Here is a 22,834-nt window from a genome sequence, read left to right as displayed (position 1 = left end):
ATTCCGTCTGTCTATTATGCACTTTTGGACAAGCGGTTAAGAAGTGCGCGGAAATCATCGCCGCTAAGCGTCTCTTCCTTAATCAGCACGTCCAGCGACTGGGTAAATACGTCCCGTCTTGCTTCCAGCATCGCTTTGGTCTCTGCCATCAGCTCATCCAGAATCGAGCGGGTGATATTGGCCCATTTGTCCGGGGTCATCATATTCGCATCGATAATCCCAAGCTCCGTAAGACCTGACTCCACCATCGTCCGGACGATGTTCATCGCCTGGTCGAAGTCGCCACGCGAGCCCGTGCTGCGCCCGCCGTAGAAGATCTCTTCCGCGGCAGCGCCGCCAAGCGCGATCATGATCTGGCTGTCCAGAAACTCCTTCGTATACAAGTAACGGTCCTGCTGCGGATTATGACGGACGTAACCAAGCGCCTGTCCGCGCGGTGACAATGCAACCTGTGACACGCTGCCCGGACGGACAAGCTCGGCAGATATAGCATGGCCAAGTTCATGAAGCGCAACACGCTCGCGCTCTTCAGCCGTAGCTTCGCGGTCCGTTTTCTCGCCCATCATCACTTTATCGATGGCCATGGCCAAATGCTGCTCCAGGATTGTTCCGCTTTGCTCACGCATGGCGTAGATCGCTCCTTCGTTCATCACGCTCTCCAGCTGCGCGCCCGAGAAGCCAAAGGATTCGGATGCGATGCGCTCCAGATCAACGGTTTCGTCTAGCGGCTTATTGGCAGCATGCAGACGCAGAATATGAAGGCGTCCTTTCTTATCCGGCAGATCGACCCCGATATGACGGTCGAATCGGCCAGGACGCAGCAGCGCGCTGTCGAGCATTTCCTTCCGGTTCGTCGCGGCGATAATAAGGATACGCGGCGCTTCGTCGGAATGAATGCCGTCCATCTCCGTCAGCAATTGGTTCAGCGTTTGATCGTATTCCCGATGCTGGCCGCCGTCACGCTTGCCGCCGATAACATCAATCTCATCGATAAAAATAACGGCGCTTCTTTTGCCCGCTTTCTTCGCTTTCTCCCGTGCTTCCTTGAACAAATCGCGGATACGTCCTGCACCTACGCCCACGTACATCTCAACAAATTCGCTGCCGGAAGCAGCCAGATAGATCGAATCCGTATAATGGGCTGCTGCCTTCGCAAGCAACGTTTTACCCGTTCCCGGAGGGCCTGTCAGCAGAATCCCTTTCATCGGACGGATGCCAAGCTTAGCGATCTCATCTTGCTTAACCAAGAAATCGAGAGCCTCTGTAAGCTCTTGCTTGGCTCTCTCCTGGCCGCCGATCTGATCAAAGCTCATTGATACCGTATGAAGCGGCTTGCCGCGCTTAGATCCTGGCAGAGCGGTCATGCGGCCTCTGCCGCCGCGAGTCGAAAACCAGACGCCCGCTCCCAAACCGGCAAGCAGCAATACAGGAACAATGTTAACTCCTCTATAGGCGAGGAATATAACAAACATAAGCACAAAACCTGAGGTAATCTCTATCCAATACTTACGCATAAGCCGACACCTCCATCATTGCGGGAGTGCGTGGAAGTACAACATACTTCGTCGAGTTGCCATCCTTCAGCGTAATATAGACATTGTTCTCATCAAGCTGCGTTTCGTATTTAATAGCTTTATTAGAAGCGGCAGCTTTCTCAAGCGCGTTCGGAATGTCCGAATAATTCTTCTTCTCCATGGCTTCCGCAACGTCAAACAAAACCGAAGACCATACCTTCTCTAGTTGCTCGCTCGGAGCTGCGTTCGTAATATCAAGCGTTAATTCACGGCTGCCAATAGCATCTTTGCCTTCATTTGCAATGGATTCATAGACATCTTTCAAATTCGCGTCCGGCTTAAGCGTTACTTTCACCGAAACGCGCTCTTGATCTATAGTGGGAGCATTCGCCGAAGCGACGCCTTCAATTTGTCCAATAGACTTTTCAAAAGGAGAAACAACGGCAAATTGCTTATATAACATCCATCCGCCAAAGAGCAGCAAGGCCGTCGCCACAGCGGAAAGCACGAACGGGACGATTCGAAGTTTCATTATTTAGTTTCCTCCTCTGTACGCGTTATATATACTATCGTATATCAACTCTGCCATACGAAAGTATATCATAAACAGGCATCAAAGAGGTGGTGTAAAAACAGGAAGCGGAGCCAGCCGCATGGGCTAGCTCGCTGTTTTGGCAGGAAGATGGTACTCCGTTACGTACGTACCGGTGCGGAAATCATAGAAATCGTAGCTGTATTTCTCGGGACTATTGCCTTGCGAATAAAATACTTCCCACACAAGCTTGCCGTTAAAGGTTCCCGGCTGTATACGCTTGATATTCGCATCCGGTTTCGAATTTATCACGGCTTGTTTAATCTCGGCTTTCTCCGCTCCTTCCGAGGCTTTGACCACTTGAACAGTCTTCTCGGGCCCGATCAGCCATACGTAGATCTCTTCATCCGCTTCATTCTCGCCCTTCACGATCCAAGATGTCGTATCCCAGACTTGTTTCGTGATGGATGATACCTCGGTTAAACCGGCTGCTTCCTTGGCTTGCTTCCGAATCGGGTTCTCCGAATTCCAGAACGGCTGCTGGATCGTATTGTAATACATAATCACAATGGCTATCACAGCAATCAAGGCAACAAAGGAAACAGCCAGCCAGCGCTTCGGATTCATGACCGGCTGACGTTTTCTCGTTGTCGCCCTCATTTTGCGTTGAGCAGCCGCTCAAAGCTGGCCTGTGCCTCATAACGGATTTTTTCTTCGTCCATCATCGTGCATTCGCCATTGTGAACAACCTTGCGTCCATCGACCCACACATGCTTAACATCCCGGCCAGAACCGGAATAGACAAGATGGGATACGATATCCGTCAGCGGATAATAGTGCGGCTGTTCCAGATCGATTGCGATAAAGTCTGCTTTTTTGCCCACTGCCAGTTGACCGATGCTGTCTTCCTGCCAAATCGAACGGGCACCGTATACAGTCCCCATGCGCAAGGCTTCAATTGCAGGGATAACCGTCGGATCACCGGAGATTCCTTTGTGCAGCAATGCGGCAAACTTGATTTCTTTAAACAAATCCAGATTGTTGTTGCTTGCAACGCTGTCTGTTCCAAGCGATACCGTTACTCCTGCGCGAAGCAGCTCAGGCACGCGCGCAACTCCGCTTGCCAGCTTAAGATTGCTGACGGGGTTATGCGATACGGCTACGTTGCGTTCAGTAAGCAATGCGATCTCTTCATCGTTCAAATGCACGGCATGCGCAACAAGAGCCGGACGCGTGAAGAAGCCCAGCTTGTCCAGATGCTCAACCGGGCGCGTGCCGTAGTCGCGGACATTTTGCTCCACTTCGGCAAGGGTCTCCGACATATGCGTATGAACAGGCAGATCATAATCGTGGGCCGCCTGAACAAACTTCTCGATATAATCCGGCGGGCAGGTATACGGAGCATGCGGGGAGATCATCGTCGTAATCCGGCCATCGGCTTTTCCGTTCCAATCCCGGGCGAATGCAATGGCTTCCGTCAGCTTCGACTGCTGGATCTCTTCCGAACACAACCCAATGACGCCGCGCGTCAAACAACCTCGGATTCCGGATTGCTCAACCATCTGCGCAACCTGATCCATCCGGTCATACATGTCAACAAAAGCGGTTGTTCCCGTCTTCAGCATCTCGACGATAGCCAGCGCAGTGCCTGCCCGCGTATCCTTATCCACGTATTTGCCTTCCATCGGCCACATCTTCTGCTCCAGCCATACTTGCAGGTTCTGGTCATCCGAGTAACCGCGGAGCAGCGACATCGCAGCATGTCCGTGAGTATTAATAAGGCCCGGAATAAAAGCCAGCTTGCTGCCGTCGAGGCGTTCAGCCTGCTCATCCAGTCCCGTTGGAGCCTCCGCTCCGATATATGTAATTCGATCATCCGTAACGACCATATGGCCGCGGAAAACCGCGTTTGTGCCGTTCATCGTCACAAACAGCCCGTTCTCAATCCATAATTGCGTCATTTTCTTGCTCATTCCTTTCCTTCTCCAAATAATAAGCCAAGCTGAGCAGCTCTCTCGTGAAGTCAGCATGGTGAATGCGAATATGATCCGGTAATCGCAGGATAGCCGGGGCAAAATTCAGAATTCCTTCGATACCGGCTTCCACGAATTGATTCGCAACGTTTTGCGCTTCATGACCTGGGACGGTAATAATTCCGATTCGGATATTGTGCTCCTGAACGGTCTCCTTCAGCTTGTCCATCGGCTGAATCGTCAGGTTGTTGATCATGGTGCCAATCTTCGTCGGATGATCATCAAATACCGCGACGATCTTCATGTTGTCTTTCGAGTATTTATTGTAATTGCATAAAGCATGTCCCAGATTGCCTGCTCCAACAAGCGCAACGTTAATCCGCTGGTCAAGCTTCAGAATCTGTTGAATTTTCTCGATCAGATAGGAGACGTCGTATCCGATGCCCTTGCGGCCGAAATCGCCGAAGTAAGCAAGATCCTTCCGAATTTGGGCGGGATTGAGGTCCAGCTTTATCCCCAGCTCCTGCGACGAAACGGTCTGAACCTCCCGGTTGTACAATTCGTTTAGCACTTGCAGGTAGATGGGAAGCCGTCTGACGACGGCTTCCGATATTTTCGCCTGCTTCACCCGAGTTCCCCCTCTTTAAGTTTGCAGCCATTCCCGCATCCGCGGCACCATCTGGTCCATATGCATCGTTTCGATCTTGGGACCTGGCAGCGAATAGAGGAAATGCTTGCCGTAATACGTATCAATGACGCGCGTGTCGTAGATAATAACAATCCCTTTGTCCTTTGTTGTTCGCACAAGCCTTCCAAAGCCTTGCTTGAACCGGATAACCGCTTGAGGGATCGATAATTTCATGAACGGATTTTGCTTCTGCTTCTGCAGGAGCTCCGACTTCGCTTCGACGAGCGGATGATTCGGCGGCTGGAATGGCAGGCGCACAATCGCAAGGCAAGTTAAAGCTTCGCCCGGAATGTCTACCCCTTCCCAGAAGCTGCTTGTGCCAAGCAGCACCGTCTCCGGCTGCTGCGTGAAGCGTCTTGTCAATTTGGTCCGGTTGCCGCTGTCTATGCCTTGCCCGATGACCTGAATGCCGGAACCGTTCAAGGCTTCCTTCAGCGGTTCATAGACCTGCTTCAGCATCCGGTAAGAGGTGAACAGCACCAGCATCCGTCCTTTTGTTTCTGCGGCTGCATCCGCAAGAGAGCCCACTAACATCGATATAAACTGCGGATCGCCCGCAGATCCCTTTAAGGTCGGGAAATTGCGGGGGATGATAACCAGCGCCTGTTCCCGGTAATTGAAAGGCGACGGCAGCTGCACGGTCTTAAGTCTATTGTTTTCCTCAAAGCCTTCCAGGCCAAGCTGTTCCTCCGCATACTGGAACGATTTGTGAACGGACAAGGTTGCTGAAGTAAGGACAATGCTGTCCTTCACGTCAAAGAAATATTGCTGAAGCTGCTTGCTGACATCAACCGGCACCGCATACAGATGAACGGACCGGTAACGGTAAGTGGTGCTTGCTTCTATCCAATATACTTCCGAGTTCTGCTCCATCTTGAGGAAGGTGCGCAGATCGTCTTTCACTCTCGTCAAATCGCGAACAACGCCGTTCAAATCGGTGATAAGGCCTTGAATGGTCTGGTCATCGAGACGGTCTTTTATATCCGATGCCATTTTATCAACGGTCTTGACAACACGGCTCAGCTCCGTATGCACATTGTTCTCAATGGTCAGAACATCGTCCCAGCCCTTGGGTGGCGTATCGCTGCGCAGACGGCATACCGCCTGCCCGTTATCATTGCCGGCTTCCCCTGACTCTCCAACAAAAGCATAGAGCAGCTCGAACAGCTTATCCCAATGCTCCTTCACATCTTGAAAAATCGGAATAACGGTATCGATGGTTTCCGTCCACGCCTGCACCCGCTCGTCATCCTCCTGCTGAAGCCGAAGCCTCAAAGCAGGCAGCAAGCCGGAACGCGCATCCTTGAACAGTCTTGTCGTTTGATGAGTCAGCGAGAAGTAATTTAATTGCATGCCAAGATGCTTGCCTGCCACTTCCTCCACATGGTGCGCTTCATCAATGACCAAATGGCTGTAGCTTGGCAGCAGTCGGTGATCCGCCTGAACATCGGTGAACAGCATGGAATGATTCGTTATGCAGACATCCGCTATGTTTGCTTCATGCTTCGCCCGATGGTAATAACAGCGTTTGAACCAAGGACATTGCCGGTTCAGACAGGAATCTGCATCGCTTGCCACCGTGGACCAGAAGTCGGCTCCCTTGTTGCCGAAGTTAAGCTCCTCCTGATCGCCGGTTTCCGTTTCGCTTAACCAGACGACCATTTGGGAAGCCGTAATGGCATCATCAATGGGAGCAGCTAGATCTTTCGCATTTATTTTACTTTCAAATTTCCTCAGGCACAAATAATTACCTCTTCCTTTAAAGATCGAGGCACGGAAATCAAAAGGTAAAATCTCGCGAAGAAGCGGTACATCCCGTTGACGAAGCTGCTCCTGCAGATTAATGGTATGAGTGCTGACAACGATTTTGCTTTCTTGCTGCACGCCGTAGTAAAGCGACGGAATCAGGTATCCCAGCGATTTTCCTGTTCCGGTACCCGCTTCAATAAGAAGATGCCGGTCATTGACCAAGGAATCGTAGACCTCGCGGAACATGGTCGTCTGTGCTTCGCGTTCTTCATAATTCGGATACTTTTCCATGAAACGCTGCTTGATGCCGTCCAAATATTGCTCGAAAGAAACATCCTTCAGCGGATCTTCTTCCTGGTCAGCGCGGGCAGGCTGCTCATCGGTCCATTCCCCGGCTTTAAGCGCAAACTGGTTAAAATACTGATAAGCATTCCTATCAATCGATGTATGCAGCTCGGCGTATTTCAACGTTTCGGCCATAAACCAGCTCATATCGCTTCCGTTGTCTATAAGAAAGGATAGCCGCTGCAAAGTGAGCAGCGGCAACTGTCTGAGCTTCTGTACCGATTGTGCGAATAACTGTGCTGTAGCAATCGCATCGCTGTCCGCCCGGTGATGCTGATCATGGGCAATGCCAAACAGCTCCGTGACGGCGCCAAGCTGATACGTGGTAATCGACGGATATAAAATTCTTAACAGCTCAATCGTGTCCAGACGCCTGCCGATAAACGGATGGTATCCGCAGCGGTCAAGCGCCTGGTTCAGGAAGCCGGCGTCAAAGTTGACGTTATGAGCGACCAGTATGGCATCCTCCAGATGAGGGATGAGGTGCATGAGCACCTCATCCAGCTCCGGAGCATCCGCTACCATGTCGGCATCGATACCGGTCAATTGTGTAATAAACGCCGGAATTTCTATTGTAGGACGTACAAAGGAGCTATACGTTTCAACGATCTCGAGATTATCGTTTAGCACGGCTAAACCTACCTGCAAGATATCGTCGCTGACGCCATGCCCTGTCGTTTCCAAATCCAATACTGCGTATTTCATTAATTTCCTATCCCCTCATAAGCAGCAAAGCTCGGTACTGCCGAAAAATAAGGATAATTGCTGCGGCGTTTCTTTACAACATTTCAAATTGTTTAAAGGGTCCTTGAAGCTTGGGCAGGTTTCGTAAGCCTTCAGAAAAAAACGCTCCGCCTGCTCCAAATTCATATAAATCGCTTGAATGCACCCAAGGGCATTATAGCCTAAAGCACGCCACTTCGGATAGTCCGTTAATGAAACCAGCAATTGGAAATGCCGCTGCGCCTCACTCCAGTTTTGCAGATGCATATGCGTCATTGCCAGATAAAGCCGCGCCAGATTACATTCCGGAAGGTACGAGACCGCAGATTGAAAATGAATGGCAGCATCGGAAAACATAAATAATTTATAATATCCCTGCCCCTTCGAAATCATCATGGCGTATTCATACGGGATCTCCATGTCAAGCTCCGCATTGTAAGCTTCCTCGGCTGTCACTGGCTCTTGCTTTTCCGTCTGCTTAACGGCAGGAGGCTCGGATGGCGGTTTAGCCGGTGTTGCTGCTGCAGATGCCGGCGTTGGTGCCGTCTTTGCTTGCGGCTCGCCTAATTCTGCACTGCTCTCCATCGCAAGCAGAGACGGCGGAATCATTTTTGACACTGGGCCTTCCAAGGATCCTCCATGCTGCTCAACAAAATAAGAAAACTTCTCCTCGAAATCAATCCACTGCTCCACAAGGGTATCACTCATTTTCTTGAGCATGGTTAGCTGCTCGTCAAATTGCGCTTTCTGCTCGCCGGTTGCAGTGGGATAGGCCTCGATCAGGTGATCCAGTATTTCATTCATGGCTTCGAACATTTGCTGAAACATTTACGCATCCCGCCTTCACCAAAGAATTGAGGAGTGTTATGCTCATTCTTTGTTTCGGGGGTGCTTTTCATACCCCATGCCATTCGTTACATAGTGCTGGAACTGGAGCGATGAAAAACGCTTTAAAGAACGGTCGCGTGAATTTCCTCGGACAAGCTTTTGAGCGGGCGGTTCTCGCTGTCCAGAATGGTCACAATCGGCTTGTGTGCGCGTGCTTCCTCATTGGACATGGAGGCATAAGAAATAATAATGACCTGATCTCCCGGCTGAACCTGACGGGCTGCCGCGCCGTTCAGGCATATAACGCCGGATCCGCGTTTACCGGTAATGACGTACGTCTCAAAGCGCGCGCCATTGTTGTTATTGACAATCTGCACCTTCTCGTTTTCCCAGATATCCGCAGCATCCATTAGATCCTCGTCTATGGTAATGCTCCCTACGTAGTTCAAGTTTGCTTCCGTTACGGTTGCCCTGTGCAGCTTCGATTTCATCATCGTTCTATACATGATCAATTCACCTCTGTATTTGGTACGAATAAGGCATTATCTATCAGGCGTGTGGAACCGAATTTTACAGCCAGCGCCAATATATACTTTCCTTTGTGATTGGCAATCGGCTCATTGCCGGCAGGAAGCTCTAGAGTTGGGTAAGTCAGCCACTCCACATAATCGATCTCCGCTTGACCGGCTTCACTGATTTTGGCTTTCACCCGCGCAATCAAATCCTCTGAAGTCATTCCCCGCTCTTTAACCCACTCTTTGGCGAGGCTGAGCGACTGGGATAACACAACCGCCTGCTGCCGCTGCTCGGCGGACAAATATACATTGCGAGAGCTGAGCGCAAGACCGTCCGGTTCTCGTACAATTGGGCAAGGGATGATCTCGACCGGAATATTCAGGTCGTCGGTCATCTGCTGAATCACGGCAAGCTGCTGGGCATCCTTCATTCCGAAATAAGCCCGGTCAGGCTGAACCAGATGGAACAGCTTGCTGACGACTAGGCCAACTCCGTCGAAATGCCCTGGCCGGGAAGCGCCGCACAAGCGTTCAGTAAGCTGGCTCACAATAACCGAAGTGCGGGGTTTGGAAGGATACATTTCCTTCACGTCCGGCATAAATACGATATCAATACCGTTCTCCTTCGCAATGGCAAGATCTCTCGCCTCATCGCGCGGATAACGTTCGAAATCTTCATTTGGCCCAAATTGCAGGGGATTAACGAATATAGATAATACCGATGCGGTGTTCTCCTCTGCCGATTGGCGCATTAAGCTTGCATGGCCTTCGTGCAGAAATCCCATCGTTGGCACAAGACCAATCGTGGCTTGGTCATTGGATTGTTTAATTTGGATAAGTTCGTTTTTAAGTTCAGCTATGGTTCGACACAAAATCACGCTTGGGAGACTCCTCTCTGGATGCCTGCTTGCCGTTATTGTGGTTTGCAGCTTCGCCAGCCCCGTACAAATGATTGATAGCCTCGGGCTTCGCGCCAAAGGCATGCTCTTCGGCCGGGAATGCACCTGCCTTCACTTCACTCACGTAGCTGCTGATGGCATTGCGGATCGTGGATCCGATATCCGCATAGGTTTTAACCATTTTTTTCTCGATATAAGGAGATGAATATTGCAAAATGTCATGATATACAAGTACCTGGCCGTCACAACCGCGGCCAGCCCCGATTCCGATGGTCGGAATCGACAATTCCTTGCTGATTGCCGTAGCGATCGGCTCCGTAACAAGCTCCAGCACAATCGCAAAGGCGCCGGCAGCTTCAAGCGCCTTGGCATCCTCCATCAGCTTCTCGGCTTCCTTCTCCAGCTTGCCTTGTACTTTGTAGCCGCCAAGCTGGTGAACGGATTGCGGAGTCAGACCGATATGGCCCATTACGGGAATGCCTGCTTTGACCAGCGCTGCTACTTCGGCCGCAATCTCTTCCCCGCCTTCGAGCTTCAGTGCCTGGGCACCGCCCTCCTGCATCAGCCTTGCGGCATTGCGCAGCGTGGATTCCCGTCCGATTCCATACGTCATGAACGGCATATCTGTCACAATAAAGGTGTTCTTCGCTCCGCGCGCAACCGCGCGTGTATGATAAATCATATCCTCCAGCGTGACCGGTATCGTTGTATCGTAGCCCAGAACGACATTTCCGAGCGAATCGCCGACCAGAATGACATCCAGCCCGGCTTCCTCCGCCAGTACGGCAGATGGATAATCGTATGCGGTCAGCATCGAGATCGGATTTTTGTCCTGCTTCATTTTCTTGAGGTTGGTAATTGTCAGTCGTTTCCTCATTACGCTTCATCCCCTTTTAAGTTTTAGGATAAACACAAAAAAACCTTTTAGCCGCTGCTAAAAAGGTTCCCGAACTAAAAAGGAAACGTATGCTAACTGTTTGCTTCCTTCTGTCTCGGTCCCTACGGCTCAGAGCAGAGTGTGCCTTGCTAATCTACAACATCTATTACCCTTTGCAGTGCAGCTCTTACCAGATACCGCCTGCTTCCTTTATAGTAGCAAAAAAAGGCGTGCCCGTAAACGCCCTTAGCGTACGGGCTCGCCCATTTCGGCAGAGAACACGACAACCGTGCTTCCGTCCTCCTTACGAACGGTTAACGCACCGCTAGCGTCCAAGCCAATCGGGACCCCATCGATAATGCCTTGCGGGGTAATCAGCCTGGCGGGCTGATTGAGGGATACCGATAACGCTTCCCAGAGCGTAATAATCGGACCAAACCCTTTATCCAGATAGAGGAGGTAAAGCTGCTCCCACTCCTGCAAAAAGTCGGAAATAATCGTCGTCCGGTCAAATCCTTCACCGCCATTGGCAATACGAAGAGAAGTCACCTTATCGAGTATCTCCTCCGGATAATCCGACTTCTCCAGGTTCACGCTGATGCCGATCCCCGCAATGACATAACGCAGTCTTTCGTCCTCTGCGGTGGATTCGAGCAAAATTCCGCTAATCTTCTTGCCTTCAATAAGCAGATCATTTGGCCACTTGATGCCAATCGGAAGCGAAGTAACCCTGCGCAAGCTGCGGCATAAAGCTACAGCAGTCAGAAGGGTCAGCTGGGGCGCAAAATGAATCGGAACGGACGGACGAAGCACCATACTCATCCAGATGCCCTTCCCCTGCGGCGATACCCAGCCGCGTCCCATCCGGCCGCGACCGTTATTCTGCTGCTCGGCAATCACCAGCGTTCCTTCAGGAGCGCCTTCTTCCGCCAGTCTCTGCGCCAAATTTTGAGTAGAATCAACGGCTTCATGCCATTCTATGGAGCTGCCGAACACCTTTGATTTCAACTGGCTGACCAGCTGCGGTACCGAGATGATATCCGGCAAAGAGATCAGCTTATAACCCAAACGCCGCGAGGCATCAAATACATAGCCTAGGGATTCCAGCTTCTTAATCTGCTTCCATACGGCCGTACGGCTGACGCCAAGCTCCTGACTGATCATTTCGCCGGACACGTATTCTCCGGGATTTTGTTCAAACAATTCAAGCAATCGGTTTGTTGACATCATTATCGATCCTCGATATTCCATATTTGAGCTTGCTTAAGCAGTGCTTCCTTGTCATTTGGCAGCTTGTCCAGCGCAACTTCCATTAAGAGCCTCTTCAGAAGCAGGCCCGTCCAAGTACCGGGCTCTTTGCTGAAGCCTTCGGCCAATTGCCTGCCGTTCAGCTTCAGCTGCTTCAAATGGACTGCCGCCATTCCGTCTATCCATGCGCGGAGACGATCAGTTGCATAATGCAGAACATGCTGCTTGTTCCATTGCACAAGAGCCAGCCATGTCCGGGCCGCTTCCTCCCCGTACTGGAGAACGGCATTGGTCCATACCGTGCGCAATTCCGCTTCCGGCTCCCGCTTCATAGCCTCCTGCACCTGCAGAACAGCTGTAATGGCATGTAATCGCTGTGTAGGGAAACGTAAAGCCTTCAACGTCTCCTCCGCTTCCGGGATCGTTATGGTTCCTGTCATCAACAAGGCAGCATATCTGGAATCAGGATCCTCTACCTCGCTCAATGTGCTAATCGGGTAAAACGCCTGCGGAGCAGCCGTTGCGGCATACGCTCCTGCCAGCTTGTCTGCGGCAGGCAAAGCTGTTCCGCAATGCCGCAGCAGCCGGCTGGCCGCAAGCAAATGCAAAGCCCGCTCAGGATGAGCTCCGCTAATCATGCGGTCAAGCTCCGATTGTACCCGCTCCATCGCAATATGCTGCAACAGCTCCCTGTGCCTGATTAGTGCTCTCCAGGTCGTATAGGCGATGGAAAAAGCAAACTGCGAAGCAAATCGGATAGAACGCAGCATTCGCAGCGCATCCTCCTGAAATCTCGCATCCGCATCGCCTACACACCGGACTAATTGGTTGTGAAGATCATCCATGCCTTCAAACGGATCGTAAAGCTCTCCGTTTAAGTCCATTGCCATTGCGTTTATCGTTAAATCGCGGCGCAGCAAATCGCCGTCCAGACGATCGATGAACTCGACGTGCAGGGGGCGGCGATGCTTCTCGTATTCCGATTCCGTCCGGTAGGTCGTCACTTCGTAAGGAACATCGTCATGCAGCACGGTAACCGTCCCATGCTGCAGCCCCGTTGGGATACAGCGAGGGAAGATGGACAATACCTGCTCTGGTCTGGCCGAGGTAGCGATGTCCACGTCCTTAATCGGCAATCCCATCGCCGTGTCCCTTACGCAGCCGCCTACAAATACCGCTTCAAAGCCCTGCTGAACAAGCTTCTCGAGTACAGGCAATGCCTGCTCCATCAAAGGAGGCAGAGTGAAGCGTATTCCCATTTGTCCCGGCACTTCCTTTCCATTCAAAGCCTAAGCTTCGCATACCGGAACCGGCATATCGGCTTCCATTCCGAGCACGCGGTAATAAATTTTTTCATATTGCGTCGTAATGACATCATTACAGAATTCATGGTGCGCACGGAACAAGCAGGCTTCTCTAAACGACTGATGAAGCTTCTCGTCCTTCAGCAGCTTGGTCGCATATGCAGCCATTCCTTCAACGTCTCCGATCGGGCACAAATAACCGGTCTCGCCATGCGTAACCAGCTCCGGAATTCCGCCTGCATTAGATCCAATTGTCGGCACCCCGCATGCCATGGCTTCAAGCGCAACCAGACCAAAGCTTTCCTTCTCGGATGGAAGCAGCAGCAGATCGGCCATCGAGATAACCTGCGCGACATCTTCTTGTTTGCCAAGGAAATGAACGCGGTCCTCCAATCCCATCTGCCTGATCTTGCATTGAATCTTGGACAGCTCGGGACCTTCGCCTACCAGCAGCAGCTTTGCTGGAATCTGCGCAGCTACACGCTCGAATATTTCAACGACATCGCTTACGCGCTTGACCGGACGGAAGTTGGAAATGTGCATAAGAATTTTCTCGTGCGGCTCCGCGAAATCCGCTCGAAGCGACGCCGCATCCCGAGGATAATACACGCGTTTGTCCACAAAATTGTAGGTCAGATCGATCGGGCGAGTAATATCCACAAGCTGTCTTGTTTCATTAATCAAATCCTGCGATACCGCAGTAACCGCATCACTTTCGTTAATGGCAAGGCGAATGAGGTCCTTCAGGGACTCATCCTGCGCAAGCACGGTTATATCGGTTCCGTGCAGCGTTGTCACCGTCTTGAAGCCGTCGCCAATCATTTGTTTCGCGAGATGGGCGCAGACCGCATGCGGAACGGCATAATGAACGTGAAGCAGATCAAGCTTCTCCATTTTAGCGACTTGGGCCATTTTGCTTGCCAAGGATAGATCATACGGCGGATAACGGAATACATAATAATCATTGACTTCAACTTCATGGAAAAAGATGTTTTTATTAAATTTCCCGAGACGGAACGGTATGCTATGGGTAATAAAATGAATCTCATGGCCGCGTTCGGCCATTAATTTTCCAAGCTCAGTAGCAACGACGCCGGAACCGCCCAGGGTAGGATAACACGTGATCCCAATTTTTAATTTACGTGCCATAACAGTCGTCCACCCTTTCGTATAACATGCTGATAATCTATATATTCGACAAAGTTCTGGCTTATGAAAGTCACAACTTTTTTCCTTTTGTTAAAACCATTCCACCGCATGGGGGCGTTTAATCGCAAAGCCCTCTGCATATTTCCAGCTGCGGGTCTGGCCAAGCAGACTGTCGCGCGCCTCGACCCGTTCGATATAACGGTCTGTCAGAGGAGTCGCAACGCGGTCTTCGCCAGGCGCCGCCGTCTGAAACTGAGATTGATAAGCCATTAAGGATTGTCTCTTCTGATCATAATAATCGGATACGTCAACCATCAACGAGACGTTATCAACATCATTTATGTAATAATAAATCAGCTGCTCAACCTGTATCGCCGGCAATTCCGGCATATAGCGGCGGAGCTTGGCGTTAAACACTGCCTCTTCTACCAGCTTGCTGCAGGCAATATGATCAGGGTGACGATCCACCCAGTAAGGAGCAAATACAATGCGAGGTCGTGCGCGCCGGATCTCAGCAACAATTGTTTCGATATGGGGCTTGCTGATTTCAAGTCCGCGGTCGGGCAGTCCCAAATTACTGCGGGAATATAAACCAAGCACCGAGGCAGCGTTGGAAGCTTCCTGCTTCCTAAGCTCCACGGTGCCGTTTGAAGACATTTCCGCTTCGGTCAAATCACAAATGCCTACCCGTTTCCCGGCGGCTGTGTACTTTGCAATGGTTCCGCCCATCCCGATCTCTGCATCGTCCGCATGCGCGCCAAAGACGAGAATATCTAATGATTCACTCATCCCACTCATGGCTGATCAACGCCCGGCTTATATTTATGGACGAGCTCGCGCCAAGCGAAGTCACCGCGCGCAAGCGCGCGTACTAGCAATTCTGCCGTTGCTACATTGGTCGCAACCGGAATTCCCTGCACATCGCATAGACGAAGCAAAGCGATAATGTCCGGCTCGTGGGGCTGTGCCATAAGCGGATCGCGAAGGAAGATAATGAGATCCATCTCATTTTGGGCAACCAAGGCACCGATCTGCTGGTCTCCGCCAAGCGGACCCGACATAAAGCGCTGAATTTGCAGATTAGTCTTCTCCATGATGCGGGTACCGGTTGTACCCGTGGAATATAACTCATGGGGTGCAAAGACGCTTTCATAAGCGGTAACGAAATTAACCATTTCTTCTTTTTTGCGGTCATGCGCGATAAAAGAAATTTTCAACATCCTATATTCCCCACTCTCTCTACGCTGTATAAGAAATTAGTCCATGATATGTTCAAAGCCGTAAATCAAGCCGCTGTAGTTCATCACTTTTTTGACGGCAACATTAACGCCGGGCATGTAACCTGCACGGTCATAGGAATCGTGACGGATCTTGAGCGTTTGGCCATAACCGCCGAATACGACTTCTTGCTGCGCGAAAACACCAGGGAGTCTTACACTATGTATGCGGAAGCCGTTGTAATATCCGCCGCGCGCGCCCTCGATTACCTCTTCCTCGTTCGGATTGCCTTGACGAAGCTCTTGGCGAACCTGCGAGATCAGCTCGGCTGTCTTGATCGATGTACCCGACGGGGCATCCAGCTTCTGGTCGCCATGATACTCGATAATCTCGACATGCGGCAAATATTTAGACGCTTCTGCAGCGAATTTCATCATCAGAATGGCACCAATCGAGAAGTTTGGAGCAATCAGACCGCCAATGCCTTTCTCCTGGCAAAGCTTGTCCAGCTCTTCGATTTGTTCCGGAGTAAAGCCCGTCGTGCCCATAATGGGACGAACGCCATGCTCAATAGCAACTTTGGTATGATGATAAGCAAGCGCGGGTATTGTAAAGTCAACCATTACATCCGCCTTTACTTGACTCAATGCTTCCTCGATAGTAGCGCTAACGGTAACTCCAGTTCCTGATTTACCCGCGAATACGCCGGCATCTACAGGACCTGCTGAAGGAGCGACGGCAGCAACGAGCTCGAGCGCCTCGTCCTCCAGCACCATTTTCACAACTTCCCGGCCCATGCGGCCGCTTGCTCCGATTACTGCTACCTTAATAGCCACCAAGATCACCTATTCCTTCTGTTGTTGTTTGCCCATCACCCGATTGCGCAGCATCCTGCGCTTCCGATTCACATCGGCGAATAAGCGGCGCGCCGCGGAATGTCCGGGATCTAATCTAATCGCTTCCCGGGCGTTAATCACCGAATCCTCTATCCTGCCCATCTCCGAGTATGTCAAAGCAAGCAAATAGAATGCCTCGAAGCTAAGAGGATCAAGATCGGCCGCCTGCTGCAGCAGGGGCAGTGCATCCATATACCGCGATGGCTGTTCTGCAAGCTTAAGCTCGGCGGACGCCACCAACAGTCTCGATTCAATCGTTTGCAAATGATATTGATATTCGGGATGATTTCCTTCAAGCTCTACTGCTTGCTTCGCATATTGATGCGCCTTGCTCCATTTGCCGCTCCGGGCGCATGAAACCGCGCATTTATGTTTATAGCTCGCATTTAGAGGTTCTGCCGCTATCGCTTGCTCGAACCAATAAATCGCCTGTTCAAAATCACTGTTAAGGATAAACTCATACGCCTTCTTCACGCAGCTTTCCCCGTCCATCTGCCCATCCTCCTTGTACACAGGTTGATGGTACAGCATATGTTCGAGGTCGTTCTACTGTTCGGCGTTTTTTCTCGTCCAGCGGTCAGCGTCCCGGGTATTGAATTTATTCATGACTTTGTTATGCGCTTCCGTCAGGTCAATATTAAGGGAATTCGCAAAACAGGACAAAATAAATAAGATATCGCCAAGCTCCATTTCGACGGAGTTTTCTTCTTCATTTGGCTTTTTGGGCTTCTCGCCATAATAGTGGTTAACTTCTCTGGCGAGCTCGCCAACCTCTTCACTCATTCGCGCCATCAGGGCTAACGGGCTGAAGTAGCCTTCCTTAAACTGACCGATATAGGCATCCACTTCGCGTTGGATGTCGGCTAAAGATTTTTCTGCCATTTTGTGAGTGACCCTTTCTTCCTTATGTATAACGCTAATATCCCCTATGTTAACGTAAAGAAGCGATGAAAACAATGTTTTTTGAGCCGTCAGTTAAGCTATAATACAGGAATAGCCTGTCCAAGAACTTAAAAGGAGTTTTACCTATGCCGCGGAAATACATGCTTCAGCTTCAAACCGTACTGCCCATTTTAATTGGTACGGCCATCTATGCCTTTGGCCTTCATTACTTCGTTATTCCGAATCAATTAATGGAGGGCGGCGTTACCGGTATTGGCGTTTTGCTCAACTATGCAGCCGGAATTCCCCTGTCCATATCCACATTGATTCTGAACATACCTCTATTCCTGATCGGTTGGAGAAAGCTTGGCCTTGGCGAGATGGCCTACACGCTAGTTGGCGTAGTGTCCTTATCCGGCTTTCTTGCTCTAATGGAATGGTTAATCGAGAAGGGATGGATTGTAACGTTTCATAACTCCCACGATTACCTGCTTGCCGCCCTGTATGCAGGCGTCACTTTAGGCGGCGGATTGGGTATCGTATTCCGTGCCGGCGGCACGACCGGCGGGGTCGACATTATCGCGAGAATTGCTTCACGACGCAAAGCCTTCAGCATGGGACAATTTATTCTGCTGTCGGATGCGGTCATAATCGGGATTTCGTTATTTTATATTCCGATCGAGAAAGTACTGTATACGCTGGTTACCGTTTTTGTCGCTTCCAAGCTGATCGATTTCATCCAGGATGGTGCATACGCAGCCAAGTCCTTCTCCATCATTACCGAGCATGGCAAGGAAATGGCCACTCAAATTACATCTGAACTGGACCGCGGCGTTACCTTGATGCCGGCTAGGGGCGCTTTTTCCGGACAATCAAAAGAGGTCGTCTACTGCGTTGTTCAGCGGCAAGAAATGCGCCGTCTTAAGAACATTATACGCAGTGTCGACCCCAGAGCTTTTACGGTCATCAGCGAAGTTCACGATGTGCTTGGTGAAGGGTTTAAAGAAGAGTAAACGGCTACGAAAGAGGCTTTACCCCATAAGGCTGCTGCTTGTACTTCCGCCAGCCCGAATACGTGAGAACCGCCATTATGATTGCACCAAGGAGCAATATCCAGCTGATCGGATTTGCCTCGCCAATTGGTGCAACTACCGGTTCTTCTTCCTGCGAATGACCATCATCGAATAGCCGGCTTACCGCAAACTCTAAGTCCTGAATGGAGTTATCCGTCCAATCCTGCTTGGTCTGCCCCTTCATCCCTGCTTCAAGGAGCACATTCGTGTAATGCATGCGATCACGCAGCTCGTCAATCCGTCCTGCTGGCCTTTGCATCGATGCAGCAGCTTCAATGCGCGATAAGTGTTGATTGAAGCTGTTCATTGCCGCTCTCGCCGCTATTGCGCCGTCATCCGTCTGCCTGTTCCAGGAGCGGTTCACGCGTTCCAGATCCTCAAGCATCACCTTCTCATACTGCAGCCATAGCGCATGGTCAGGGCGAAGCAGAGCATCTGTTGTCAGGTGGATTCTAGCCGCTGCCGTAAGCCAATCCGAAGCAACTTTTCCGTTCTTTAACGTAGACGTAATGGAAGAGATACTATCCTCCATCAGCTCCCATCCCGCAGCTTGTCCCGCTTGTCTGATATCGTTCTTGCTCATGAGCTTCTCCAGCTGCTGGACATATTTATAGCCGGCTTGGCGATTATTCAAATAAGCAGCCTCATATAAAGCAGCAGCCGTTTCGTCTAAACGAAGCAGCTCGTTTCGCGATTCATTTGCATAGCCTGTCCCGATCAGGTCCGCAGGAAAGGCTTTGGCAGCCGTAACCGAACAGACGGTCATGACGATACATAACACTAATGGCAGTACAAATCGTATCTTCATGGACATCCCTCCCAAAAAGAATTGCTGCTATGACAACTTTATGAAGGGATGTCCTAACTTATGTCTCTTTTCTTGCCTTTAACGCCAGAGCGCCAACAATAAAACTGAAGACCGTCAAGCCGTACGTAAACCATTTTACTGCGGTCAAATCATCCATAAGCCGATCCGAGAGCCACGGAAATACATCGTAGGTGTAGTCCACGGTATCATTGAGGAGAAGCCATAGAGTTCCGATTACGGCAGCCCAGACTCCTGCCTTCATAAATCTGGCATACAGCAATACTTCGACCGCCATGGCCGTATGGGATACCATCAGCATCCAATGCTCCCATTGCAGCGGATCCCCCTGCATACTTCCGGCAACAATCATGGAAACCGCCCAGATACCGTATTTAATGGAAGTAACAACCGCGAGACCTTCAATAATCATTCGTGCACCGTTAACAAACCGGGAATTCCCCCGCGGCGGAAACAGCCAATACAGCAACGTAAGGGTAAAGAACAAACTTGCCGTAGGACTGTCCGGCACGAATACAACCTGCCATAGCGGATGATTGCTTATAGTATCCTCAATCTGATTGCCATACCAGATGTACCCGTAGACCGTCCCCAGGAAATTACAAATAAACATCAACCATAAGAAGAGGCGATTTAATAAAAAAGATCGGCTCCAGAACCAAGATAAAGGCATGCCCACTGGTATGTACGCCTCCCGCTCAATCATATTTATCGTATAAACTTCGAAAAAAACCTGATCGCATAAATACGATCAGGTTTCCATTGTGCTGTTATTCAGCCGGCGCTTTTTGCTTCGCAAGCCAAGTTGTTAATTGATCAATCTCTTCAGCTGACAATTGATCCTTGAAGGCTGGCATGCCACCGCGACCATTCGTAACGGTTTCAACTAGCTCTTCTTTCGATAACCGGTCGCCAACTCCAGTCAAAGCCGGGATTTGCGGCGGGTTGCCTTTCAGATCTGCAGCGTGGCAAGATACGCATTGTGCTTTTTTCGCAATGTCCATCGCTGGATCATTTGCGTCAACAAGTGCAACCGCTTTATTATCATCCGGCTTCGATGCGCTTGGTGCCTCTTGGCCTTTCTCATGTGCTTCCCGAGCTTTCTCCTCGCGGACATGATGCTCTGGGATTGTATTTGTAGCTTCAAGCTCATGCGTGTAGTGGTTCCATGAGATTATCGTCAAATACACACAAGAAATAAGGGAAAGAAACATCAGTGATGAAGCAATCGGACGGCGATAGAAGCGGCGCTCTTTACCCGTATCCAGGAAAGGAGCCAGCAGCAACGCGCCAAACATTACGGCCGGTACGCCCATCGTACCAAGTACGATGTAGTCACCGGAAACCCATGGGTATTTCAAAAACTGATACAGGAACAAGAAGTACCAGTCCGGCATTGGAATAAAGGATGCATTCGTAGGATCCGCCGGGTAACCAAGCGGTGCTCCTTCCGCGATTGTCCAAGTCAGGAATCCGACGAGGACTACGCAGCCAACCATCCATTCCTTAAGCAGAAAGTTCGGTATGAACGCTTCCGATTTACCGGGGTAGGACGTATAATCTGGCGGAATGTTTGGATGATTGTTTTTCTTCACCCGCGAATCGCCAACATAAACGACCTTCTCGTTCGATTTATGACCATGCGCCATAATAAATCCTCCCTTCGCTTAAAGTGGTCCCGAAATGCCTTGCTTCCGAATCATCAGGAAGTGCGCTGCAAGCATTGCAATCAGCGCGCCAGGCAGGAAGAATACGTGAATTGCGAAGAAGCGTGTGAGCGTTTGCGCGCCTACAATGTCGCCGCCGTACAGGAATTCACCGATGTAAGGGCCGATATACGGCACAGATTCTGCGATCTGTACGCCTACCTTCGTCGCGAAATACGCTTTGTTATCCCAAGGCAGCAGGTAACCCGTGAAGCCAAGGCCTAACATAATGAAGAAGATCAGCATCCCCACGACCCAGTTCATTTCACGCGGAGCTTTGTATGAACCCGTGAAGAAGACACGCAAGGTATGTAAGAACATCATTACGATAACCAAACTTGCACCGAAGTGATGCATGCCGCGAACGATGCCGCCAAATGCAACCTTATGGTTCAAGTAGTCAACACTCGCATAAGCGTTGATAATGTCCGGTACATAGTACATGGTAAGGAACATGCCGGACAAAATTTGAATTACGGTGATAAAGAACGTCAATCCGCCGAAGCAGTATACGAAAGCCGAGAAGTGGTGAGCCGGGTTAACGTGCTCCGGAACTTCATGGTCGGCTACATCCCGCCATAGCGGCGTAATATCAAGACGTTCGTCAATCCAGTTGTACATCGATTTAAACATCTGCTATTAGCCTCCTATACACGAGAGTTCGCTTTGATTGGACCTAAGTATACAAAACCGTTTTCAACTTTCACTTCATATTCATCTAATGGATTTGGGGCAACCGAAAGGTTTTTCCCGTCAACGGTATAACGTGCACCATGGCAAGGGCAATCATACTCGTTATGGCCTAAAGTATTCCATCCGATTGTACAACCCAAGTGCTTACATACTGGCGAAAGCGCAAAAATCTGATTATTCGCGCCTTTCGTAATCCAGGCAGAAAGTTCGGGATCGCTTACATACCAGCCATCAACCTGATGAATTTGGAACTTGAACTCTTGAGGCTCATTTGTTATTTTGCTCTCTTCAACTACTTTAACCCATGTTCCCTCAGCTTTTTTTGCCAAGAGAGGATCAACCGCAAAACGCACCATAGGCAAAACCGCGCCACCCATCATAAATGCAGTCGTACCGCCGAGTGTATACGACAAAAATTGACGCCGGGACATCTCTTTGCGTTGAACCGGACGATGCGCGGTTTCTTGATGTTCGTGGTTACTCATCTTCTGTTCTAACCCCCTTTGCCAACCATTTCTCGCGTTCAGCCACACGGCAAAACGCTTGACGAACTAGGACATAAACTATAATAGCCTAGGTGCTTGGGAGCGTCAAGAATATGGCTCGCGATTTGTTTACCTATAAAATGCCATTCATAAATTTGTTGGCAATTTGTCACAATTAACCTTGCCATAACTTTTGTTTCCCCAAATCCCATTTTTTTTATTCAAAAATACCCCTGTTTGCAAGATGAGAGCGCTTAACCGTCACTTACGATTCGCCGCGATTCCACAAAGCCTGCACGGCTTTCGACACAGCTGCTGCCGCAGGGGCTTCTCCCTCTCCATTCGGGCATATAATCAGATCGGCATCCGGGCATTCAAGAGCATCCTGGTTCTTTGCCGAAATGACAATGACAAACCGAAATCCCGTCTCTTTCAATGAACGACAGGTTCTCGATACGAGCTTCCCTTCAGACCCTTCATGAAAGTAATGCATCGCCGGATAGGTCACAATTCTTCCTTTAAACGGAATCTCGATCAGATCCATGACATCCCTTAACTGCTCAAGCGCTATCCGCGCTTCATGAGGCTGCTCAAGCCCCGTCATGCCGGTGACCGGCAGCAAGCACGTATCGAGGTACGGTCTAAGCTCGTCCCATTGTTCCTCTGCAATATCGCTGAATTTCATTTCCTGCTCCCTTTCCTAAGTTGAAA

At 50.3% G+C, this 22,834-nt stretch carries 25 protein-coding genes; 1 reads left to right on the top strand and 24 read right to left on the bottom strand.

What is annotated here, in order from left to right; all coding sequences use genetic code 11:
• Window positions 1-14 precede the first annotated feature (14 nt).
• The 18 genes from M3194_RS08990 to M3194_RS08905 all read right to left on the bottom strand — a co-directional run bounded on the left by M3194_RS08990 (window position 15) and on the right by M3194_RS08905 (window position 17,340).
• Entirely contained in the window at window positions 15-1,514 is a 1,500-nt protein-coding gene (locus M3194_RS08990; protein ID WP_251653069.1) for an AAA family ATPase, read from the bottom strand.
• A complete protein-coding gene (locus M3194_RS08985) occupies window positions 1,507-2,046 on the bottom strand; it encodes a hypothetical protein (protein WP_251653068.1) in 540 nt (179 codons plus the stop codon). Before M3194_RS08985 ends, M3194_RS08990 begins: the two co-directional genes overlap by 8 nt.
• Before the next feature lie 126 nt (window positions 2,047-2,172).
• Window positions 2,173-2,706 (bottom strand): cell wall elongation regulator TseB-like domain-containing protein, encoded by a 534-nt coding sequence (locus tag M3194_RS08980; protein ID WP_251653067.1) that lies wholly within the window; start codon window positions 2,704-2,706, stop codon window positions 2,173-2,175.
• A complete protein-coding gene (locus tag M3194_RS08975) occupies window positions 2,703-4,019 on the bottom strand; it encodes an amidohydrolase (protein ID WP_251653066.1) in 1,317 nt (438 codons plus the stop codon). The genes M3194_RS08980 and M3194_RS08975 overlap by 4 nt, the downstream gene beginning before the upstream one ends.
• The gene (locus M3194_RS08970) at window positions 3,988-4,647 is read right to left on the bottom strand and encodes a redox-sensing transcriptional repressor Rex (protein ID WP_251653065.1); all 660 of its coding nucleotides are present in this window, start codon (window positions 4,645-4,647) and stop codon (window positions 3,988-3,990) included. Before M3194_RS08970 ends, M3194_RS08975 begins: the two co-directional genes overlap by 32 nt.
• 15 nt (window positions 4,648-4,662) lie before the next feature.
• Window positions 4,663-7,506, bottom strand: coding sequence for an ATP-dependent DNA helicase DinG (dinG, locus tag M3194_RS08965; protein ID WP_251653064.1), 2,844 nt, complete (start codon window positions 7,504-7,506; stop codon window positions 4,663-4,665).
• Between the two features lie 15 nt (window positions 7,507-7,521).
• On the bottom strand, window positions 7,522-8,352 hold the full coding sequence (locus M3194_RS08960) for a tetratricopeptide repeat protein (protein ID WP_251653063.1): 831 nt from the start codon (window positions 8,350-8,352) through the stop codon (window positions 7,522-7,524).
• A gap of 122 nt (window positions 8,353-8,474) precedes the next feature.
• Window positions 8,475-8,858, bottom strand: coding sequence for an aspartate 1-decarboxylase (panD, locus tag M3194_RS08955; protein WP_251653062.1), 384 nt, complete (start codon window positions 8,856-8,858; stop codon window positions 8,475-8,477).
• 2 nt (window positions 8,859-8,860) lie between these two features.
• Window positions 8,861-9,745, bottom strand: a complete 885-nt coding sequence (gene panC / locus M3194_RS08950; protein WP_251653061.1) for a pantoate--beta-alanine ligase — start codon at window positions 9,743-9,745, stop codon at window positions 8,861-8,863.
• On the bottom strand, window positions 9,720-10,643 hold the full coding sequence (panB, locus tag M3194_RS08945; RefSeq protein WP_251653060.1) for a 3-methyl-2-oxobutanoate hydroxymethyltransferase: 924 nt from the start codon (window positions 10,641-10,643) through the stop codon (window positions 9,720-9,722). Before panB ends, panC begins: the two co-directional genes overlap by 26 nt.
• Window positions 10,644-10,889: 246 nt before the next feature.
• A complete protein-coding gene (locus tag M3194_RS08940) occupies window positions 10,890-11,870 on the bottom strand; it encodes a biotin--[acetyl-CoA-carboxylase] ligase (protein ID WP_251653212.1) in 981 nt (326 codons plus the stop codon).
• Between the two features lie 2 nt (window positions 11,871-11,872).
• Complete coding sequence (locus M3194_RS08935; protein WP_251653059.1) at window positions 11,873-13,150, bottom strand: CCA tRNA nucleotidyltransferase; 1,278 nt, start codon at window positions 13,148-13,150, stop codon at window positions 11,873-11,875.
• Between the two features lie 30 nt (window positions 13,151-13,180).
• Complete coding sequence (gene bshA / locus M3194_RS08930) at window positions 13,181-14,344, bottom strand: N-acetyl-alpha-D-glucosaminyl L-malate synthase BshA (RefSeq protein ID WP_251653058.1); 1,164 nt, start codon at window positions 14,342-14,344, stop codon at window positions 13,181-13,183.
• Window positions 14,345-14,434: 90 nt separating this feature from the next.
• Window positions 14,435-15,133, bottom strand: a complete 699-nt coding sequence (gene bshB1 / locus M3194_RS08925) for a bacillithiol biosynthesis deacetylase BshB1 (protein WP_251653211.1) — start codon at window positions 15,131-15,133, stop codon at window positions 14,435-14,437.
• A 5-nt stretch (window positions 15,134-15,138) separates the two neighbouring features.
• Entirely contained in the window at window positions 15,139-15,564 is a 426-nt protein-coding gene (gene mgsA / locus M3194_RS08920) for a methylglyoxal synthase (RefSeq protein WP_091189042.1), read from the bottom strand.
• A gap of 36 nt (window positions 15,565-15,600) precedes the next feature.
• Window positions 15,601-16,359, bottom strand: coding sequence for a 4-hydroxy-tetrahydrodipicolinate reductase (gene dapB / locus M3194_RS08915; protein WP_397334298.1), 759 nt, complete (start codon window positions 16,357-16,359; stop codon window positions 15,601-15,603).
• Window positions 16,360-16,407: 48 nt separating this feature from the next.
• Window positions 16,408-16,950 carry a tetratricopeptide repeat protein gene (locus M3194_RS08910; protein ID WP_251653057.1) on the bottom strand — a complete coding sequence of 181 codons (543 nt, stop codon included), beginning with the start codon at window positions 16,948-16,950 and terminating at the stop codon, window positions 16,408-16,410.
• Window positions 16,951-17,004: 54 nt separating this feature from the next.
• Window positions 17,005-17,340 carry a nucleotide pyrophosphohydrolase gene (locus tag M3194_RS08905; protein WP_251653056.1) on the bottom strand — a complete coding sequence of 112 codons (336 nt, stop codon included), beginning with the start codon at window positions 17,338-17,340 and terminating at the stop codon, window positions 17,005-17,007.
• Between the two features lie 146 nt (window positions 17,341-17,486).
• Here M3194_RS08905 and M3194_RS08900 point away from each other — a divergent pair, with 146 nt between their 5' ends.
• A complete protein-coding gene (locus tag M3194_RS08900) occupies window positions 17,487-18,353 on the top strand; it encodes a YitT family protein (protein ID WP_251653055.1) in 867 nt (288 codons plus the stop codon).
• Between the two features lie 4 nt (window positions 18,354-18,357).
• Here M3194_RS08900 and M3194_RS08895 read toward each other — a convergent pair whose 3' ends face one another.
• From M3194_RS08895 to M3194_RS08870, 6 genes are all read right to left on the bottom strand, one after another.
• Window positions 18,358-19,221, bottom strand: coding sequence for a sporulation protein YpjB (locus M3194_RS08895; protein ID WP_251653054.1), 864 nt, complete (start codon window positions 19,219-19,221; stop codon window positions 18,358-18,360).
• Window positions 19,222-19,279: 58 nt separating this feature from the next.
• A complete protein-coding gene (locus M3194_RS08890; protein ID WP_251653209.1) occupies window positions 19,280-19,912 on the bottom strand; it encodes a DUF1405 domain-containing protein in 633 nt (210 codons plus the stop codon).
• Window positions 19,913-20,009: 97 nt separating this feature from the next.
• Window positions 20,010-20,888: a menaquinol-cytochrome c reductase cytochrome b/c subunit gene (locus tag M3194_RS08885; RefSeq protein WP_251653053.1), complete on the bottom strand. Its 879-nt coding sequence runs from the start codon at window positions 20,886-20,888 to the stop codon at window positions 20,010-20,012.
• An 18-nt stretch (window positions 20,889-20,906) separates the two neighbouring features.
• Window positions 20,907-21,578: a menaquinol-cytochrome c reductase cytochrome b subunit gene (gene qcrB / locus M3194_RS08880; protein ID WP_015844031.1), complete on the bottom strand. Its 672-nt coding sequence runs from the start codon at window positions 21,576-21,578 to the stop codon at window positions 20,907-20,909.
• Between the two features lie 14 nt (window positions 21,579-21,592).
• Window positions 21,593-22,123 carry a QcrA and Rieske domain-containing protein gene (locus tag M3194_RS08875; protein WP_251653052.1) on the bottom strand — a complete coding sequence of 177 codons (531 nt, stop codon included), beginning with the start codon at window positions 22,121-22,123 and terminating at the stop codon, window positions 21,593-21,595.
• 265 nt (window positions 22,124-22,388) lie between these two features.
• Entirely contained in the window at window positions 22,389-22,808 is a 420-nt protein-coding gene (locus M3194_RS08870) for a DUF2487 family protein (protein WP_251653051.1), read from the bottom strand.
• Window positions 22,809-22,834: the final 26 nt, after the last annotated feature.

The sequence above is a fragment of the Paenibacillus glycanilyticus genome, from assembly GCF_023715145.1.
Lineage (GTDB): Bacteria > Bacillota > Bacilli > Paenibacillales > Paenibacillaceae > Pristimantibacillus > Pristimantibacillus glycanilyticus_A.
This window is presented reverse-complemented; position numbering and strand designations above follow the sequence as displayed.

What these genes read in the sequence shown, in the direction of transcription:
- M3194_RS08990 (WP_251653069.1), bottom strand. Translation starts at nt 1,514, where the DNA reads ATGCGTAAGTATTGGATAGAGATTACCTCAGGTTTTGTGCTTATGTTT.
- M3194_RS08985 (WP_251653068.1), bottom strand. Translation starts at nt 2,046, where the DNA reads ATGAAACTTCGAATCGTCCCGTTCGTGCTTTCCGCTGTGGCGACGGCC.
- M3194_RS08980 (WP_251653067.1), bottom strand. Translation starts at nt 2,706, where the DNA reads ATGAGGGCGACAACGAGAAAACGTCAGCCGGTCATGAATCCGAAGCGC.
- M3194_RS08975 (WP_251653066.1), bottom strand. Translation starts at nt 4,019, where the DNA reads ATGAGCAAGAAAATGACGCAATTATGGATTGAGAACGGGCTGTTTGTG.
- dinG (WP_251653064.1), bottom strand. Translation starts at nt 7,506, where the DNA reads ATGAAATACGCAGTATTGGATTTGGAAACGACAGGGCATGGCGTCAGC.
- M3194_RS08960 (WP_251653063.1), bottom strand. Translation starts at nt 8,352, where the DNA reads ATGTTTCAGCAAATGTTCGAAGCCATGAATGAAATACTGGATCACCTG.
- panD (WP_251653062.1), bottom strand. Translation starts at nt 8,858, where the DNA reads ATGTATAGAACGATGATGAAATCGAAGCTGCACAGGGCAACCGTAACG.
- panB (WP_251653060.1), bottom strand. Translation starts at nt 10,643, where the DNA reads ATGAGGAAACGACTGACAATTACCAACCTCAAGAAAATGAAGCAGGAC.
- M3194_RS08940 (WP_251653212.1), bottom strand. Translation starts at nt 11,870, where the DNA reads ATGTCAACAAACCGATTGCTTGAATTGTTTGAACAAAATCCCGGAGAA.
- M3194_RS08935 (WP_251653059.1), bottom strand. Translation starts at nt 13,150, where the DNA reads ATGGGAATACGCTTCACTCTGCCTCCTTTGATGGAGCAGGCATTGCCT.
- bshA (WP_251653058.1), bottom strand. Translation starts at nt 14,344, where the DNA reads ATGGCACGTAAATTAAAAATTGGGATCACGTGTTATCCTACCCTGGGC.
- bshB1 (WP_251653211.1), bottom strand. Translation starts at nt 15,133, where the DNA reads ATGAGTGAATCATTAGATATTCTCGTCTTTGGCGCGCATGCGGACGAT.
- mgsA (WP_091189042.1), bottom strand. Translation starts at nt 15,564, where the DNA reads ATGTTGAAAATTTCTTTTATCGCGCATGACCGCAAAAAAGAAGAAATG.
- dapB (WP_397334298.1), bottom strand. Translation starts at nt 16,359, where the DNA reads ATGGGCCGGGAAGTTGTGAAAATGGTGCTGGAGGACGAGGCGCTCGAG.
- M3194_RS08910 (WP_251653057.1), bottom strand. Translation starts at nt 16,950, where the DNA reads ATGGACGGGGAAAGCTGCGTGAAGAAGGCGTATGAGTTTATCCTTAAC.
- M3194_RS08905 (WP_251653056.1), bottom strand. Translation starts at nt 17,340, where the DNA reads ATGGCAGAAAAATCTTTAGCCGACATCCAACGCGAAGTGGATGCCTAT.
- M3194_RS08900 (WP_251653055.1), top strand. Translation starts at nt 17,487, where the DNA reads ATGCCGCGGAAATACATGCTTCAGCTTCAAACCGTACTGCCCATTTTA.
- M3194_RS08895 (WP_251653054.1), bottom strand. Translation starts at nt 19,221, where the DNA reads ATGAAGATACGATTTGTACTGCCATTAGTGTTATGTATCGTCATGACC.
- M3194_RS08890 (WP_251653209.1), bottom strand. Translation starts at nt 19,912, where the DNA reads ATGCCTTTATCTTGGTTCTGGAGCCGATCTTTTTTATTAAATCGCCTC.
- M3194_RS08885 (WP_251653053.1), bottom strand. Translation starts at nt 20,888, where the DNA reads ATGGCGCATGGTCATAAATCGAACGAGAAGGTCGTTTATGTTGGCGAT.
- qcrB (WP_015844031.1), bottom strand. Translation starts at nt 21,578, where the DNA reads ATGTTTAAATCGATGTACAACTGGATTGACGAACGTCTTGATATTACG.
- M3194_RS08875 (WP_251653052.1), bottom strand. Translation starts at nt 22,123, where the DNA reads ATGAGTAACCACGAACATCAAGAAACCGCGCATCGTCCGGTTCAACGC.
- M3194_RS08870 (WP_251653051.1), bottom strand. Translation starts at nt 22,808, where the DNA reads ATGAAATTCAGCGATATTGCAGAGGAACAATGGGACGAGCTTAGACCG.